The 15,536-nt window shown below is 58.9% G+C and carries 15 protein-coding genes and 1 tRNA gene; 8 read left to right on the forward strand and 8 right to left on the reverse strand.

Annotated elements, in window-relative coordinates:
• The first annotated feature begins 94 nt into the window (after positions 1-94).
• Both MHK04_RS10290 and MHK04_RS10295 read left to right on the forward strand, forming a co-directional pair.
• Entirely contained in the window at positions 95-541 is a 447-nt protein-coding gene (locus tag MHK04_RS10290; RefSeq protein WP_239207484.1) for a 6-carboxyhexanoate--CoA ligase, read from the forward strand.
• Between the two features lie 107 nt (positions 542-648).
• Entirely contained in the window at positions 649-1,707 is a 1,059-nt protein-coding gene (locus MHK04_RS10295; protein ID WP_239207485.1) for an aminotransferase class I/II-fold pyridoxal phosphate-dependent enzyme, read from the forward strand.
• 83 nt (positions 1,708-1,790) lie between these two features.
• Here the strand turns inward: MHK04_RS10295 and MHK04_RS10300 are convergent, their stop codons facing one another.
• The gene (locus tag MHK04_RS10300) at positions 1,791-2,210 is read right to left on the reverse strand and encodes an organic hydroperoxide resistance protein (RefSeq protein WP_023021112.1); all 420 of its coding nucleotides are present in this window, start codon (positions 2,208-2,210) and stop codon (positions 1,791-1,793) included.
• 54 nt (positions 2,211-2,264) lie between these two features.
• A complete protein-coding gene (locus MHK04_RS10305; RefSeq protein WP_023021113.1) occupies positions 2,265-2,684 on the reverse strand; it encodes an organic hydroperoxide resistance protein in 420 nt (139 codons plus the stop codon).
• Positions 2,685-2,784: 100 nt separating this feature from the next.
• On the opposite strand from MHK04_RS10305, the gene MHK04_RS10310 reads away from it, so the two are divergent.
• A complete protein-coding gene (locus MHK04_RS10310) occupies positions 2,785-3,267 on the forward strand; it encodes a MarR family winged helix-turn-helix transcriptional regulator (protein ID WP_239207486.1) in 483 nt (160 codons plus the stop codon).
• A 6-nt stretch (positions 3,268-3,273) separates the two neighbouring features.
• Here MHK04_RS10310 and MHK04_RS10315 read toward each other — a convergent pair whose 3' ends face one another.
• The 4 genes from MHK04_RS10315 to MHK04_RS10330 all read right to left on the reverse strand — a co-directional run bounded on the left by MHK04_RS10315 (position 3,274) and on the right by MHK04_RS10330 (position 7,689).
• Positions 3,274-3,885 (reverse strand): hypothetical protein, encoded by a 612-nt coding sequence (locus tag MHK04_RS10315; protein ID WP_239207487.1) that lies wholly within the window; start codon positions 3,883-3,885, stop codon positions 3,274-3,276.
• A gap of 37 nt (positions 3,886-3,922) precedes the next feature.
• Positions 3,923-5,500, reverse strand: coding sequence for a PTS ascorbate transporter subunit IIC (gene ulaA / locus MHK04_RS10320; RefSeq protein ID WP_239207488.1), 1,578 nt, complete (start codon positions 5,498-5,500; stop codon positions 3,923-3,925).
• 11 nt (positions 5,501-5,511) lie between these two features.
• On the reverse strand, positions 5,512-6,327 hold the full coding sequence (locus MHK04_RS10325; RefSeq protein WP_239207489.1) for a PTS sugar transporter subunit IIAB: 816 nt from the start codon (positions 6,325-6,327) through the stop codon (positions 5,512-5,514).
• Between the two features lie 456 nt (positions 6,328-6,783).
• Entirely contained in the window at positions 6,784-7,689 is a 906-nt protein-coding gene (locus MHK04_RS10330; protein ID WP_239207490.1) for a DUF5067 domain-containing protein, read from the reverse strand.
• Between the two features lie 132 nt (positions 7,690-7,821).
• Between MHK04_RS10330 and MHK04_RS10335 the strand changes: the two genes are divergently transcribed.
• Together MHK04_RS10335 and MHK04_RS10340 are read left to right on the forward strand one after the other, a co-directional pair.
• Positions 7,822-7,895 (forward strand) — tRNA-Ile (locus MHK04_RS10335).
• Between the two features lie 106 nt (positions 7,896-8,001).
• Positions 8,002-9,057 carry a trimeric intracellular cation channel family protein gene (locus MHK04_RS10340; protein WP_239207491.1) on the forward strand — a complete coding sequence of 352 codons (1,056 nt, stop codon included), beginning with the start codon at positions 8,002-8,004 and terminating at the stop codon, positions 9,055-9,057.
• Between the two features lie 24 nt (positions 9,058-9,081).
• On the opposite strand, the gene MHK04_RS10345 is transcribed toward MHK04_RS10340, so the two are convergent.
• Positions 9,082-9,603, reverse strand: coding sequence for a hypothetical protein (locus tag MHK04_RS10345; RefSeq protein WP_232212601.1), 522 nt, complete (start codon positions 9,601-9,603; stop codon positions 9,082-9,084).
• A gap of 147 nt (positions 9,604-9,750) precedes the next feature.
• Here MHK04_RS10345 and MHK04_RS10350 point away from each other — a divergent pair, with 147 nt between their 5' ends.
• Positions 9,751-11,358 (forward strand): mechanosensitive ion channel domain-containing protein, encoded by a 1,608-nt coding sequence (locus tag MHK04_RS10350; RefSeq protein WP_239207492.1) that lies wholly within the window; start codon positions 9,751-9,753, stop codon positions 11,356-11,358.
• A gap of 143 nt (positions 11,359-11,501) precedes the next feature.
• On the forward strand, positions 11,502-12,590 hold the full coding sequence (locus tag MHK04_RS10355) for an alkene reductase (protein WP_239207493.1): 1,089 nt from the start codon (positions 11,502-11,504) through the stop codon (positions 12,588-12,590).
• 146 nt (positions 12,591-12,736) lie between these two features.
• On the opposite strand, the gene MHK04_RS10360 is transcribed toward MHK04_RS10355, so the two are convergent.
• On the reverse strand, positions 12,737-14,428 hold the full coding sequence (locus MHK04_RS10360; RefSeq protein ID WP_239207494.1) for an alkaline phosphatase D family protein: 1,692 nt from the start codon (positions 14,426-14,428) through the stop codon (positions 12,737-12,739).
• Between the two features lie 156 nt (positions 14,429-14,584).
• Between MHK04_RS10360 and MHK04_RS10365 the strand changes: the two genes are divergently transcribed.
• Positions 14,585-15,379 carry a serine hydrolase domain-containing protein gene (locus tag MHK04_RS10365; protein ID WP_239207495.1) on the forward strand — a complete coding sequence of 265 codons (795 nt, stop codon included), beginning with the start codon at positions 14,585-14,587 and terminating at the stop codon, positions 15,377-15,379.
• Positions 15,380-15,536 lie beyond the last annotated feature (157 nt).

A 15,536-nucleotide genomic window follows, 5' to 3' on the forward strand; every position in this document is an offset into this window, starting at 1 on the left:
CCAGGCTAACTGCCTCGCCTGCCACCACGCGCTCAACAGCAGCATCCTTAACATCCTTCGGAGTCCAACGCGTCACAACTACCTCCCGGTCGAAGTGGCGCATTCACCCCTTGACAGCACGATCATTGAAACAACCTTTGAGGTCCGCGATATGCGCGGTGCCATGCTTATCGACGCCGCCCAAGCCGACCGTCTTGAACCCGATCTGCAAAGGGGGATACGCGTAAGCCATATCGGTGCTAAGTTGGCCTTTTCCACGGAAAGCGTGGGTAAAAACGCGGCTCTCGAGGCAGTTATTCTTGCCAGTAAAGTTGCTGCGCACCCAGATATTCTCGCGGAACTGTGCATCTCCGATGACCCCGCCTACACCACGGGCTATGTTTGTGTGGCTGGCACATATCATCGGGTGCCGCACATCAAAGAACCTGGCTCGCGGGCTGGAGGACGCGCTTTTATTATCCGGCCGGGAGCTGATGTCTTAGCGCTCATTGAGTATCTGGAAAGCCAACCCGTCCTAGTAGAAGTGAACTCGATAGCATGAACCCTAGCCTTGAACAGGCCGTACAGGCTCGACTTCAAAAATGGGACGAGGACGGACTTCGGCGGAGTCCTTCTGTTTTTGCAAGTGGGCAAACCCCTAGCGCGATAGTGCAGCAGGCGGGAGACCACCGTGTTCGCGAGGCGGTTCTTTTTAGCTCTTCCAACTATTTGGGCTTAGCTGAGCACCCAGACATCGCTCATGCGGCAAAAGAAGCCATCGATGAATACGGCGTTGGATCCGGTGGCTCGCGGTTGACCACTGGCTCGGGGAAACTGCACATAGAAGCGGAAGCTGCTGTAGCAAGCTTCACCGGCTATCCCGATGCGGTGCTTTTTGCCAGTGGCTATCAGGCCAATATTTCTACATTGCAGGCCCTAGCGTCACCAGAGCTCACTATTGTCTCAGACGCTCGAAATCACGCCAGCATTATCGATGGCTGCAGGCTGGCCAAGGCGAACGGCGCGACCGTGGTTGTGACCCCGCACCGCGATGTAGAGGCCGTGGACAAGGCTTTATCCACCAGAACAACCGAATACGCACTCGTGGTTACAGACGGTCTGTTTTCTATGGATGGCGTGCTCGCCCCTTTGTCCGACCTATATAAAGTCACAGACAACCACGGGGCTTGGTTGATGGTGGATGATGCCCACGCCTTTGGCACTATAGGAGCTACTGGCCGTGGGCTTCCAGAGCACTTTGGCATTCGGCCCGATATTCAGCTCATTACCGCCAGTAAAGCTCTCGGAGCTGAAGGCGCCTTTGTGGCAGCAAGCGAGCCAGTAGCCCAACTATTGCGCCAGCAAGCGCGTTCTTTTGTATTTTCCACTTCGCCCACGCCGGCTAATTGCGCCGCTATTATTGCGGGCGTAAACCTATTGGAAACCAATCCGAATCTAGTCGGCGGTCTGCAGGACAATTTTTCTTATTGGCATCAACGCAGGGGAACCTTGAAGCCAGAAGGGCCTATCATTCCTATTCACGTGGGTGATGAATCTGTAGCGATGGAAGCGAGCGCCGCGCTGCTTGAACGAGGATTCATAGTCCCCGCAATTCGGTGGCCTACCGTACCTCACGGAGCCGCAATCTTGCGGGTGACTTTAATGGCTACCCACACCAAGACACAGATTGATGCGCTTTGCAATGAACTGGAATCTCTCCATCTGTAGGCCGGTGGTGTGCCAGCAGGCATAAAAGAGGGCCCACGCGGCGCACATTGGCGCGGCGTGGGCTGGGACAAAATCTTGAAGGATTAGTCCTGTGCAACACCAACGTTGACTTCGATGTTGCCGCGGGTGGCCTTGGAGTAAGGGCACATCTGGTGTGCGGCGTCGGCAAGCTCCTGTGCCTTGTCATCCTCAACGCCTGGGATGGTGACCTCGAGGTCAACGCCGAGGAAGAAGCCCTCGTCGTTCTTGCCCAGCTTAACGCGGGCGCCGACGGAGGAATTCTCCACGTCAACACCCTTGTCCTTGGCCACTGCCTTGAGTGCGGAGTGGTAGCAGGCGGCGTAACCGGCAGCGAAAAGCTGCTCCGGGTTAGCGCCCTCACCGCTGCCGCCCATTTCCTTTGGGGCGGTCATGGTGAAGTCCAGATCGGAATCCTTGACTACGGCGCGGCCGTCGCGGCCTGCTCCGGTGGACAGTGCTTCGGTGGTGTATACGGCGTCCATAATGACTCCTTTTCTATCGGGTCTTTGTACGTCCGCCGATTGTACGCAAGAATTCTAGTCCTCGACGACGTTGACGGTGACCTCAATATTGCCCCGGGTGGCATTGGAGTAGGGGCAGACCTGGTGGGCGGCGTCGGCAAGCTGCTGGGCTGTGGCCTTGTCTTGAGCTGGGATGGAAACCTCCAGGTCCACTGCGAGCTGGAAGCCTTCGCCCTGCTTTCCGATGCCCACTCGTGCACCCACCGCAGAGTCACCCAACTCGACCTTCTGGTTGCGGGCCACGGCCTGCAGAGCGGAGTGGAAGCAAGCGGCGTAGCCGGCGGCAAAAAGCTGCTCTGGGTTGGCACCTTCGCCGCTGCCGCCCATTTCCTTCGGGATGGCTAGGGCGAAGTCGAGGTCAGAGTCCTTGACGGTGGCGTGGCCATTGCGGCCTGCTCCGGTGGCTAGTGCCTCGGTGGTGTACATGGCGTCCATGATTGCTCCTTTCGATTTTACAATCCGGTTTTAATATCTAATTTTGATTGTACACAATTAAATTGTGGGCAATGTTTTCTTGACGTCTATACTTTTGGCTATGAATGACGCGCCCACTGATTACCTTTCTCTCGATAGTCAGCTGTGCTTCTCGATTTACCGTGCGAGTAGGGCGGTAGTGCGTTCCTATCGGCCACTCCTCGATGAGCTGGGGCTGACCTACCCCCAATACCTGGTCATGTTGGTGCTGTGGGAGGCCGACGACGCGGTGCCACTTAAATTCATTGATTCCCGCCTCGGTCTGGATAGCGGCACGCTTACCCCGCTGCTTAAGCGCCTAGAAAAGCAGGGGTACGTGGAGCGACGCCGTGATCCCGCCGACGAGCGCCGCACCCTCGCTAGCCTCACCGCCGACGGCGACGCCCTGCGCTCCCGCGCCGAGTGCATCCCCGAAGCAATGGTCGAGGCCTATGAGAAGTTGGGCCTCGACCTAGTGGAATTTAAAGAGTCTCTCGATGTCCTTGCCGCTACTCCCGTCGACGTGGAGCTACCGTGGCCGTCCGAAGAAGACTTTGTGAGGTAGGGGGGCTTAGTTCGTCGTGGCCACGCGCCTGGACCATATGCTTTTGTCGGCGGTTTCGAATGAGGCGCGAACTGTTTTGTCTCCGGGCCTTTCGCACGTGAGAACTCGCTGGTCGCTGCCCATGCGGCAGTCAAGGTCATAGGATTGCTTGGTCACCGGGCTGCTGGCGGAGACATCCGCGTGGTATACCGATGTCACCGTGGGATCTGGGGAGCGCAGAGTGTAGCTGGCCTGCATCGCGGCATCAAAGACCGCGGCGGCGAATTCGCAGGAGGTCGCATCGCCGGCGTCGATGGAATCGCCCGACGATGATGTGCCACAGTAGCCGCCAATCTGGCCTACATGGATGTTGTGTTTGCCGCCGGCCGGTGGTGTGGGCTGCTCTGGGGCTGCCTCTTTGGTGACCGTTTCGGTGCGACGTTGCTTCGTTTCCTTCTCCGGGCTGGTTTCTTCTGCATTTTCACCAGCCGGGGAGTTGCTATCTTGCGCGGTGGAGAAGGCTGGCTCTTCTGCTGGGGTGGAATCAGAGTTGGAGTCTGAACCGGAGCCGCAGGCGCTCAGCACAAGACCGGTAGCGAGGAGCACGGACGCGAGAGGGAGAATGGAAGGGCGTTGCATAGGGATACTGTAGCGCCCTTCGGGGTGTGGCGCGCGGCTAATGGTCTATACGAGCGGGTGGAACTGGCGCACCTTCGGGTGGCAGAACCTTCGGGTACTTTGTGGCTGTGCTGGCGGAAGTGGGTGCGCCGGTTGCACCGCTGGTTGCGGCGGCATCGGCGTTGCTGGTGGGGGAAGGGCGGTGGGGAGTGGGGTCCCAGTGGACGTCGACAAGCTTGCGCTGGCACACCCACCCCAAGGCCAGAATGGCCAGCGCAATGAAGGCAATGAAGACGAGGCCCAGGGCGCCATCGGCGTGAATGGACCAGCCCAGCAGCAGGCCGAGCCAGCCAAAGTCAGCGTCGCCGAAAGTGGTATTCGCGGAGCCGAAGGAACCAAGGACACCGAGGAGGAATGCCGGCAGGAAAGTAATGATGAGGCCGTTGACAAAAGCACCGAGCGCGGCACCACGGCGGCCGCCGGTGGCATTGCCATAAACGCCTGCTGCACCGCCGGTGAAGAAGTGCGGCACCAAACCGGGCAGAATCAGCGCAATGCCAAAGGCTGGATTGAGCCAGGTAGACAGGACGGCGAGGCCGACAAGTCCGCCGAGGAAGGAAGAAATGAATCCGATGAGCACTGCGTTCTGGGCATAAGGAAAGACGATGGGGGCATCCAGTGCAGGGATCGCGCCGGGCACCACCTTGGCTGCGATGCCCTGGAAAGCAGGCACGAGCTCGCCCAGGATGGTGCGGACGCCAAACAGGATGACGGCCACGGCTACGCCAAACTGGAGTCCTTGGGTCACGGACTGCATCAAGAAATTGCTCACATTAGTGGCGCCATCTGGAAAGGCCGTGAAGGCTTCCTCGGAACCGGCGCGAGCAATGAAGAGCACGGCGAGGACCACGTACATCAGCGCCATGGATAGCGCGGTTGCCACCATGGAATCGCGCAAGAAGCGCAGGCCTTCCGGCAATTTCAGGTCCTCAGTGGAGGGCGACATTTTCTTACCCTTGCCGCCCACCAGCTTGCCGACGCCGCCCGCAGCCAAATACCCCGCAGTGCCAAAATGTCCGATGGCCACGGAGTCATCGCCGGTAATGCGGCGGGTAAATGGGTGCGCGATGGCGGGGAGCGAAACCATAAGAATGCCAAGGAGCGCTGCTCCGAAGGCGATGACAATCCACGAGGAATACCCGGCTGGTGCAAGCACCATGGTGAGAAGAGTCGCCATGAAGAGAACATGGTGACCGGTAAGAAACACGTAGCTCATTGGCGTAAAGCGGGCGAGCAGCAGCGAAACCACAAAGCCTAAGATCATGATCCAAGCGACTTGGCTGCCGAACTGATCCTGCGCAATGCCTACGATGGCTTCATTGGTCGGAACCACGCCTTGGGCGCCCGTGGCGCCGGTAATCATGGCCCCCAGCGGCTCTAAAGAATCGGTGACTAGGCCTGCACCAGCGCCGATAAGGAGAAAGCCGAGCGTGGCCTTGATGGCGCCGCCAATGGTTTTGCCGGTACCGCGGCCCATCGCTGCCAAACCCACCGCAGTGATGATGCCGATGAGAAACGCTGGCACGGAGAGAATTTCATTTACCAGGAAGTTCGCTATAGCAAGAAGAAAGTCCATGAGGATGCTCCTTAGATGTCATAGAGCTCGCGCAGAGCCCCATCGATTTCAGGCATAGAGGTGAAGTCTTGGATGACGTAGACGGGGACTCCGACATCGCCAAGCGTTGCGGCAATTTCGCCGGAGGTGAGCAAGAAATCCGCCTCGCCTGCGCGGCCCTTGGCAGAGATGGTGTCTGTAGCTTCCACGGTGAGGTAAGGACCCCAACCCCACTCATCGAGCACCTGCTCGAGGGTGTTTTTGAGGAACAATGACGTACCTAGCCCGTTGCCGCATACCGTGAGAATTTTTCCTTTGGAGGCAACAGAATCGGCGGCCGTTTGCTTCGCTGGTTGCGCCTTTGGCCCCGACGTTGCTGTGGAAGCTGCGCGTTTCTTACTCGACGTCGATGCCGTGAGGACTGCGCGGAGCCCCTCTTCAGATTCTGCGCTATCAAGCTCGTCGCGTTTGGTGGCTAGCAGCTTTGCGAGCTGTTTCATCGCCTGCAGATGTTCGGAGTCACTCCGTGCGGCAAACGCTACGACGAGGTCTACAGGGTCATTGGAATCATGCCCGAATTCCACCGGCTTATCCAGGCGCACCCACGACAGTGAGGTTTCTTTTACCGCCTCCGAAGGGCGCGCGTGCGCAAAAGCGAAACCGGGAGCCACGACAATATATGGGCCCGTTTCTTCCACGGAGTGCACCATTGCTTCCGTGTAGTCTGCGGTTATCGTGCCAGCTTCTTCAAGCAGCGATCCCGCAAGATGGATAGCTGCTCGCCAGTCCTTGGCGGTGCCGTGCAAGTCCACGGCACCGGGCACCAAGAGGGAATCTAGTGTCGTCATATGTATCTCCCATCACAAATGCTGTGACATCAAGGTCAATGTCACTCTTGATTTTATGCCGTGGAGAAACGGGAGGTAAATGCAGGGGTAACGTTTGCACTGGGGGAGTTGCAACCGCTCAAGGGGCGGTCGAATTGGCTCTATCGGTCTTTAGCGTGGTCGCAATGCAAAGGGGACCGTGTGTTCTCGGAAAGGCCGGACCTGGAAATGGACCTGTGCTAAGGGGAAGGGAAATGAGAAATCCCCGCTGGCGCGGGGAGAAACACAGCTAAAGTGCTGCTTTGCGCACTACAACAGGCCCCTCCCATTGGATACAGGAGGGGCCTGGCTACGCCTGTCAAGTACTGCCTGCCTCAGTGAGAAATGGGCTCGATTTCCTTTGGGCGTTGTATCTCGGCGGGCTTCGCTTCCTGTATCGGCTAGAACGGGAGATTTAAGCGCGTTGTATACGGGCAGTTAATTGAGCTCGAAAGTTTGGCGTCCGATTTCATCTTGGCTGAAGGACTTAGTTGCAACAAGGTCCACAGGGGTAGTTAGATCATCGAGCTCGTAGGCTATGGTTCCAGCGACAGTGCCTCCCTTTTTAATCTGCTCAAGCTGAGTATCGTCAGTTTCAGGATCAATATAGGAACCGAGGTCGAGCTCGTTTACTTTATTCGGATCATTGTCTTGGATGGCGGTGAAGTACACGACAAAGTCGGTGGTGGTTAGGGTTTCATCCGTTTTATTCGTTACGTCATAGTTAAAGACGAGAAGTGGCTTTTCACCTATTTCATTGCCAGGCTCACCGGGCTTAATAACACGGTGATCGGTAATTTCGAACTTGGCGGCTGGAACATCCAAGACTCCATCTTTAAAGGTTTGGCTGAAATCTGTGCTCTTTAGCTCATTAACGGTTGTCGGTTCATCCTTCATCTTCTTCATATGTGTGGTGAATTCCTCATCTTCAAACGCCACCTTGAAAGTTAAGGTGTCGTCATCGATAGAGAAATCTTTCTTGTCGGACCCAGCGGCCATCCACTCAGAGTCGGTGGCAACGGCATCGCGGTTTGAAGTAACGGTCTCACCGGATGCGGCGGCTTGAGCGTCAAAAGTGCCAATCCAGTAGATCATGCGATTTTCGCCGTTGTCCATGACCCATTCGATGGTGATGACGTCATCGGTGATGCTGGCCTCCATCCAGCCATCTTCAGAAGCGCTGTCCTCTTGCTTCCACGTTCCAATTACGGACTTCGCATCGGCCTGTGCATCGGACGCGGAATTACTGGAGTCGCTCGTCTTTGAGCTGTCACTACCGCTATCCGAGCAGGAGGTAAGCGTGAGAGCAGAGACGAGAATGAGAGAAGAGAGTAGTTTGCGCATAATTAACTTCTACCCGCAGGGGGTAGGAAGCGTACAAATACTCAATAGCGAAGGGGGCAAATTGGTCTTTGGCCGCTCTTTGACTAATCTTTTCAGGGCAGAGAGTCGCCCAAGTGGGCGTGCAATCTGCGTGGGGCTATAGCTCAGTCGGTTAGAGCTACGGACTCATAATCCGTTGGTCGCGGGTTCGAGCCCCGCTGGCCCCACGGTGATAGGGAGGCGTCGGCAAGCAGTGCTGGCGCCTCCTTGTGCTTATCTGCGCATATGGGTGTGCTGATTGCGCAAGGGCGGGCGGTGAAGTCTAATAACTATATGGTTGAAGTAGATCCGCTCATTGAATCTCTCTACCGCTGGTCCGATATCAGTGGTGTGCTGCTGATGGGAATTATCGGTGGCACTATGGCGCGTAAGCGCGGCTACGATATCATCGGCTTTTTCTTCATTGCGATGTTCTCGTCGCTAGGCGGCGGCATGGTGCGCGACGTGCTCATTAACCGCGGCACCGTCGCGGCAATGAGCCAGCCGGAATACCTCTACTTGGCTTTTACCGGCGCGCTGATTGCTCGCTTTGTTTACTTCAAAGGCAAGACCTGGGATTATCTGCAGGCGCATGGCGACGCCGTCGTTTCGGGCCTCTGGGCCGCTACCGGCGCGGTGAAGGCTATTACCTACGGCCTGCCGCTTATTCCATGCATCATGATGGGCGTGTTTACCGCCACGGGCGGATCGATGATTCGTGACATCGTGATGGGGCGCGAGCCGAGCGTCTTCGGTGATAACCAGCCAACAGTCATTCCGGCCGTGGCTTGTGCGATTATTGTGCTGGTAGGCCACCATTTCGACATGATGGCAGTGGGCATGATTATTGGGCCGTTGGTCTCCATCTTCTTGGCGCTGCTAGGCATTTGGGCTGGGTGGCGCGTGCCGGCCTATCAGGATTGGGCACCTATTAATGACACCGCCGCACAGGTTAAGGTGTTGGCCAAGAAAGCCGAAAATAAGAGCCGTGCAGTGGGGCGTCGCCTAGAGCCGCACCGCCTACGTTCTTGGCGCCACCGCCAGATGGAGGCAGCGCTGCAGCGGCGCATTGAAAAGGAAGTGCGCTCCGGTAAGCGGCGCAAAGAAGCCGCGGCGGAGGCCAGCGAGTTTCTGGAGTCCTTCGAGTCTGATGTGGATCAGCTCAGCGCAGTGGTAGCTGAAGGCGAGGACACGGACTTCGGCGTGGACCTCACCGGTGATTCCTACAACGAGGAGGAACAGGTCTCCCACGAGGAATCCCAACGCCTCCTGGATGCCATTTTGGAAGATGACAAGCTTACTGATGAACTCATTGATCGCCTCATGAAGCGCTATGACTCCCGCGACTAGCCCGCGGTTCTTTAGCGCGGCGGCTTAGCGCCCAACCGCGCCGCAAACCTGCGGGTCCGTGATATAGCCTTGCTCGCAGCCATATTGGGTCTGGATTTCTCCGGAGCTCTTATTCCGGTTGCCGTTGGCATCGTTGCCATAGCCGCACAGGTAGGCCGGACACTCCGCACTCGGCCCATTGGGCGCTTGTACTGGCGGTTGAGCGTTTGATTCCTTGCACAACGCGGCAAACTCCACCCAGGTGCCGTCCGCGCATTGGTACTGCGCGGTGTTTTCCTGCTGCCGGTTTTCGGTAGGCGGTTGCACGGCTTCCTGATTTTCTGTTTGTGGTTCGGCGTGCTGCGCGGCATCTGTAGTTGCTACTTCCGTGGTCGTTTTTTCTGTGGACGTTTCCTCGGTGCTGGATTCTGTAGAGCTCGTTTCATTGGCCGTTTCCGTAACGGTTTCTTTCACCGTGGAAATGGTGGTGGCGGTCTCGTCGCTGCCGCCGCAACCGGTGGCAAAAAGGGCTAGGGAAAAGAAGGGAATAAGGAATGATTTCTTCATGCCCCATACCGTAGCTAAACAAGGCGGCGGGTGCCGGAGTCTGTGCAGGGCATAGGGGGAAACGGGCTGTGCGAGGGGGGAGTGTTTGCATGGTGGCTGGCAGTGAACTGGCATCCAGTTTTCAGCTCCGCCACCTACGGTAGAGGCATGAACCTGAAGTATTACTTCTACGAGCTGTGGAGCATCTTCGTTGACCACGGCTTACCGCTTATCGCGCTGCTGCTCATAGGCATTTTGATCCCACGCATCGGCAGGCTGGCGATCCGCATCATAGAGCGCCGCCTCGATGAAGATGAAGAATCCACCAAGGCGCGCCTGGCGCTGACCGGTGCGCTGGTCTACATCGTGCAGGCCATCGCGTACTTCCTCATCATTTGGGCGGCGCTGACCAATATCGGCGTTCCTGCGGTAGGCGCGGCGGTGCCGGCGACGATAGTTTCGGCCGCCGTGGGTTTTGGCGCCCAGTCCATCATTGCGGATTTCCTCTCCGGCTTTTTCATCCTTTCGGAAAAGCAATTCGGTGTAGGCGATTACGTCAGCTTTGATGGCGTAACCGATGTGGAAGGCACCGTGGTGATGCTGACTCTGCGCACCACCAAGGTGCGCACTCCCACCGGCGAGCTCGTCACCGTGCCCAATAGTTCTGCCGGGGCGGTAACAAACTATTCCCAGGAATGGTCGCGTGCCGTGGTCAACTTCGACGTGCCCGTGCAAGAAGGCGAGACCTTGCCGGAGATCACGCGCCGGGTGCGCACCATTTCTGAGCAGGCTATCCAAGAGCCATCCATCGCCGTGGATGTCAACGGCGAGCTCGAGGTGCTGCCAGCCACGCAGCTGGTTGCCCCGCAGGCCGCCGGCCAATCGTGGCACGTGACCTACCGCGTACTGGTCACCGTTAACCCGGCCCGCCAATGGGCGGTGGAACGCGCCATTCGCTCGGCGCTGCTCTCGGAGTTCTGGGATCACTACAATGTGGCCGATCTCGATGAACTGCAGCGCCCGCTGACCCCACCGCAGGGAAATACCGCGGCTCAAGAATCCGTAAAGGATGCTTCCACCGCAGGGGAGGGCTGCCACCCTGAGACGAAGGTGGAGCGCAGTGCCGCCACCGCGGACGCTGAGGTGGATGGCCCGGCTAGTGACGGCCCCGGAAAACCCGCGCTGTCTGATGCGGATGATCAAGAACCAGAGCCCTCCCAGGGCATCTGGCGTGGCTTGGAGACCAATAGCAAGTTTCAAAAGATCGCCACCTTCGGCGGCCGAGTCCGCGCCTCCACCACGGGCCTTGTCCTCGCGCTGTTTGTCGTCGGTGCCTTGGCCTTGGCCTCGAGCAATCCCGAAAATGCGGACGCGGGCTGGCTCTCGCCCGAGCACTGGCGCGATAGCGGCAAGGAAACCTCCTCCTCACAGCTTTCCGACGCCCCCTCAAACCAACCCACCCCAGCAACCACCGAGACCGGTACACAGTCCGAACCAACGGAAGACAGTGCCGCTCCTACGGAGACCGACTACCCACAGGGTACGAATGACGCTGGCACGACTGATACGCCTGCCGGCGGCAGGCAGGGAACAGGCGCTACTGGTAATGCCTCCCCGGCCCCGAGTGCCCCCAATGGCGCAGACAACGCGGGGACAGATTCCGGGACCGGCGCCGGCACTGCGCCCACTGCGGGAGGCGACGCCGGCGACGGCGCCCAAGCTTCCGGAACGGCCGGTAGCGCAGGCACAGAGATTCCGGCAGAGCCTCGTCAGTAGGATGTGCCCTCCATTTCGACCACTGCTTCCTTTCGTGGTTGGCAAAGCCGGCATGATCGCTCATGTCGTAGCTCTTGACGTGCAGAAATGATCTTGTGTGGCAAAGGGGAAATAGTGCGAGCTAGCTGCGCGTTGCACCTAGCATGACTTCACTATTTGAGCCTCTGGAACTTGGCCGATACACGATAGATAATCGCGTGACCATGGCGGCGCTGACCCGCCAGCGCGCAGGCGAAAGCGGTGTGCCTACCGAGCTGCACCAGAAGTACTACTCGCAGCGTGCCACGGCCGGGCTGGTTGTCACGGAGGGCACCTTCCCCGCGTGGACCAACCGCGCATTCCCAGGCCAGGCAGGCATTGCCACCGAGGAGCAGGCAGAAGGCTGGCGTGCGGTAGCAGACCGAGTCCACGAGGCCGGCGGCACCTTGTTCATGCAGATCATGCATGGTGGCCGCACCAGCCACCCAGATCTAATTGACGGTGCAGATCCAGAGGCCCCGAGCTCCTTCGACTGGGGCGGAACCGTCCGTGGCTTTTCCGGCAAAATGGATGCGCCGGTCCCGCGCGAGCTGAAGAAGGAAGAGCTGCCGCGCATCGTGGAGGAATTCCGCCAGGGTGCGCGCCGGGCAATTGACGCCGGCGTCGACGGCGTGGAAATCCACGGCGCGAATGGCTACCTGCTGCATGAGTTTATGGCGGCCTCGTCCAATAAACGCGAGGATGAATTCGGCGGCAGCCCGGAAAATCGCTGGCGCCTGCCGGAGATGGTCATCCGCGCCGTGGCGGAGGAAATCGGCGCCGACCGCGTAGGTGTGCGATTCTCGCCGGCCCACAATGTGCAGGAGGTCATCGAGGATGACCAGGACGATATGCTGGCCACCTACGGCGGACTGCTCGATGCCCTGGCACCGCTGAACCTGGCTTATGTGTCCCTGCTGCACGGTGAGCCGGAAAGCGAGCTTATCGCCACGCTGGCGCAAAAAGCCCGCGCAAATGGCGTGACCAAGGTGCTGATGAATGACGGCTTCCCTACGGTGACTTCTAAGGAAGACGCGCAGCGTGAAATCGAGCTGGACTACGTGGATGCCGCAGTGGTGGGCCGCCAGCTCATCGCCAACCCGGACCTAGTGCGCCGCTGGCGTGAGGGCTTGGAGCTCAACGAGCCGGACCAGGATACGTTCTACCTGGGCGGCGAGCGTGGCTACATTGATTATGAATATGCCGCGGACTAGGTAAAAATCCGCGGCATAAAGGGGGGCCGAGAGGCATCAGAGTGATAGGTAGTGAAATTCCCCAGAGAGGGTCTTTCACTATGCCTATCGAAGGTGTACTACCCGTTCGTTAACACCAAGTGCCTGTCATGTGACAGAACTTACAACTACTTGGTATAGCCCTTGCCTGGGCGCCAGGTCATGGTCACAGCCTCGCGCACCGGGGACTTAGCGGACAGCAGGTTATCCACACGCAGCCAGTGCATTTCTGCGGAATCCGGGCGCACGGTTACAAAGCTATAGCCGTGGTGGTCCAAGTCCACGTGGCGGGTGTGCGGGTTGGCACCTAGCAGGTAACGCTCGGCAAGCTTGGAAAGCTCGTTGCCTTCCGGCAGCTTGAGCTGCTCGTTGACATTGGGCGCAGAAACGGAGGCGCAGACCAGCTCGGCGCCAAAGATGCGGCCATCCTTGCTGATATTATGCGCCCACTCGGAATGGATATCGCCGGTGACAAAGAGGGTGTGGGCATCGTGCTTGGAAAGGGCGTCGATAAGCAGGCGGCGCTCTGCAGAGTAGCCATCCCACTGGTCGCCATTGACCGGAATGCCGGTGATATTGGAAGACAGCGAGGAAGAAACCGGCTTGGTCTTGTCATCCTTTTGCAGGGTAGCCAGGTTCATGGGGGAGAACATGACGGAATTGCCCAGCATATTCCACTTCGCAGAAGAGGTCTCAATCTTATTGAGCAGCCAATTATATTGCTCGGATCCGAGCATCGTGCGGCCTTCTGCGGCCATCTTGTGCGGGCCAAAGCGCACCTGCTCATCGCGGTAGGTGCGCAGGTCCATCATGGTTAGTTCCACCAGGTCACCAAAAGTCAGGCTGCGGTAGAGGTGGCCCTGCTCGGAAGGATTGGTTGCGCGCACCGGCATCCACTCGAAGTAGGCCTGCATTGCGGCCTTGCGGCGGTCGAGGAAGGCACCCTCCTTGCCCTCGGTGTGGTTTTCGGCGCCCTCGCGCCAGTTATCGTTGGCCACCTCGTGGTCATCCCACACCACAACCCACGGCAGTGCCCCGTGTGCGGCTTGCAGGTTTTCATCGGTGCGGTAGCGGCCGAAGCGAATCCGGTAATCCTCTAACGAGATAATCTCGTGCGCAGGGTGGTGCAGGCGCACCGGGCCATTACCGGCGTACTCGCGCTGCGGGTATTCGTAGATATAGTCGCCCAAGAAGATCATATAATCCAGCTGGTCGGCGCGGCCGCGCTGGGCAATATCGCCATAGGCGTTAAAGAAGCCGGACTCCCAGTTTGCACAGCTAGCCACACCGAAGGTGAGCTCTTCTGGGGAGGCGCTCAGCGCCGGGGCGGTCTTGGTACGGCCAATGGGCGAGTACTTATCCTGCGCCTTAAAGCGGTAAAAGTACACGGTCTCCGGCTCTAGGCCGTGCGGATCCACGTGCACGGTGTGGTCCTGGTTGGCGTCGGTGGTCACTTCGCCCTGCTTGACGACGTCCCCGAACCCCTCATCCTTGGCTATTTCCCACTCCACCCGGGTGGCCTCGCCCAGGCCGGATCCCGGCATGGCATCGGCATCCGGGGTTACGCGGGTCCACAAAATGACCGAATCCGGAATAGGATCGCCCGAGGCAACGCCGTGGAGGAAGGGGCGCTCGCCCAGTTGGGGCTCTACCATGTGCTGCTCCACGCGCGGGGAGAGGCTGCTTTGGGCATTGGCAGAGTTGGCGGCGGCGGTGGACAAAGCGATGGCGGCGCCGGCGGTGCCGGTGGTTTGCAGGAAGCGGCGGCGATTGACGTTTCCGCGGGCAGAAGCGGACTGATTCTGAGAATTATTAGGCATGATTTAAAGCTTCGTCATGTTTGCCGCCTGTGCAAGCGATCCTAGGCCAATTACATAAAGAGTTCTTTTTGTCTTAACTGGCGGTTAACTTCCTTGCCCCTCGCCCGGCCCTAGAGTGCGGGCCTTGGGCGGGCTTGGCTCAGTAGGCTGGAGGGCATGAGTGAATTTAGCCAGATCAGCCAATGGCCCGCGGATACGGTGGCCGGTGCTTTGCTGCACCGCGGCGAGGTCATAGAAACGGTAGGAGATACCGCCCGCGAGTTTCCAGTGGCATCGGTGACCAAGCTGGTTGCGGCCTATGGCGTGATGCTTGCCGTGGAAGAAGGCGCGGTGGAATTGGGGCAGCCGGCCGGTCCGGAGGGCTCGACCCTGGAACACCTGCTTGCACACGCCTCTGGCATTTCCTTTGACTCCCGAGAGCCGCAGAAGCCGGTTGGCGAACGCCGCATCTATTCCTCGGCCGGTTATGAGTGGGCCGCAGATACCGTGGCCGATGCCACGGGCATGGACTTTGCCGAGTACCTACGCGAGGGTGTACTTACCCCGTCGGGCATGGATTCCACTCGTCTCGAAGGTTCGGCCGGTCACGGCTTGGTCTCCACGGTGAAAGATTTGGCGGCCTTTGCTGCGGAAGTCCAGGAGCCGCAGCTGCTGCACCCATCCACCGTGGCCGATATGCGCCGCGTCCATTTTGGTGGCCTGCGCGGCATTGTCCCGGGCTACGGCAGTTTTAAAGATTGTACCTGGGGCCTTGGTTTTGAAATCCACGGCGACAAAGAACACTGGATGGGCGCCCTGCCTGCCGACGCCGTCGGTCACTTTGGCATGTCCGGCACCTACCTCTGGGTGGCCGGCGAGTATGCCATGGTGGCGCTCACGGACCGTGACTTTGGCGAATGGTGCAAGCCACTCTGGCACGATACGAATACCTCCATCTGGAACGCCTTGTAGGCGTCCGGACTCGGCGGAGCTAGCGCCTCCAGTGCGCTAGCGCGTGTCTATAACCTTTTATCGGGGAAGCGGCACGGTGGAAGGCTCCCCCGCAGGGTGGGAAAAATCGAGGATTTTTGTGCGGTAGGGGCCATAAAACTTGGGATCGCGGCGTGCC

This window comes from Corynebacterium nasorum (assembly GCF_022345765.1).
Classification (GTDB): domain Bacteria; phylum Actinomycetota; class Actinomycetes; order Mycobacteriales; family Mycobacteriaceae; genus Corynebacterium; species Corynebacterium kefirresidentii.

What these genes read in the sequence shown, in the direction of transcription:
- MHK04_RS10300 (WP_023021112.1), bottom strand. Translation starts at nt 2,210, where the DNA reads ATGGACGCCGTATACACCACCGAAGCACTGTCCACCGGAGCAGGCCGC.
- MHK04_RS10355 (WP_239207493.1), top strand. Translation starts at nt 11,502, where the DNA reads ATGACTTCACTATTTGAGCCTCTGGAACTTGGCCGATACACGATAGAT.
- MHK04_RS10305 (WP_023021113.1), bottom strand. Translation starts at nt 2,684, where the DNA reads ATGGACGCCATGTACACCACCGAGGCACTAGCCACCGGAGCAGGCCGC.
- MHK04_RS10365 (WP_239207495.1), top strand. Translation starts at nt 14,585, where the DNA reads ATGAGTGAATTTAGCCAGATCAGCCAATGGCCCGCGGATACGGTGGCC.
- MHK04_RS10315 (WP_239207487.1), bottom strand. Translation starts at nt 3,885, where the DNA reads ATGCAACGCCCTTCCATTCTCCCTCTCGCGTCCGTGCTCCTCGCTACC.
- MHK04_RS10325 (WP_239207489.1), bottom strand. Translation starts at nt 6,327, where the DNA reads ATGACGACACTAGATTCCCTCTTGGTGCCCGGTGCCGTGGACTTGCAC.
- MHK04_RS10350 (WP_239207492.1), top strand. Translation starts at nt 9,751, where the DNA reads ATGAACCTGAAGTATTACTTCTACGAGCTGTGGAGCATCTTCGTTGAC.
- MHK04_RS10340 (WP_239207491.1), top strand. Translation starts at nt 8,002, where the DNA reads ATGGTTGAAGTAGATCCGCTCATTGAATCTCTCTACCGCTGGTCCGAT.
- ulaA (WP_239207488.1), bottom strand. Translation starts at nt 5,500, where the DNA reads ATGGACTTTCTTCTTGCTATAGCGAACTTCCTGGTAAATGAAATTCTC.
- MHK04_RS10330 (WP_239207490.1), bottom strand. Translation starts at nt 7,689, where the DNA reads ATGCGCAAACTACTCTCTTCTCTCATTCTCGTCTCTGCTCTCACGCTT.
- MHK04_RS10345 (WP_232212601.1), bottom strand. Translation starts at nt 9,603, where the DNA reads ATGAAGAAATCATTCCTTATTCCCTTCTTTTCCCTAGCCCTTTTTGCC.
- MHK04_RS10310 (WP_239207486.1), top strand. Translation starts at nt 2,785, where the DNA reads ATGAATGACGCGCCCACTGATTACCTTTCTCTCGATAGTCAGCTGTGC.
- MHK04_RS10360 (WP_239207494.1), bottom strand. Translation starts at nt 14,428, where the DNA reads ATGCCTAATAATTCTCAGAATCAGTCCGCTTCTGCCCGCGGAAACGTC.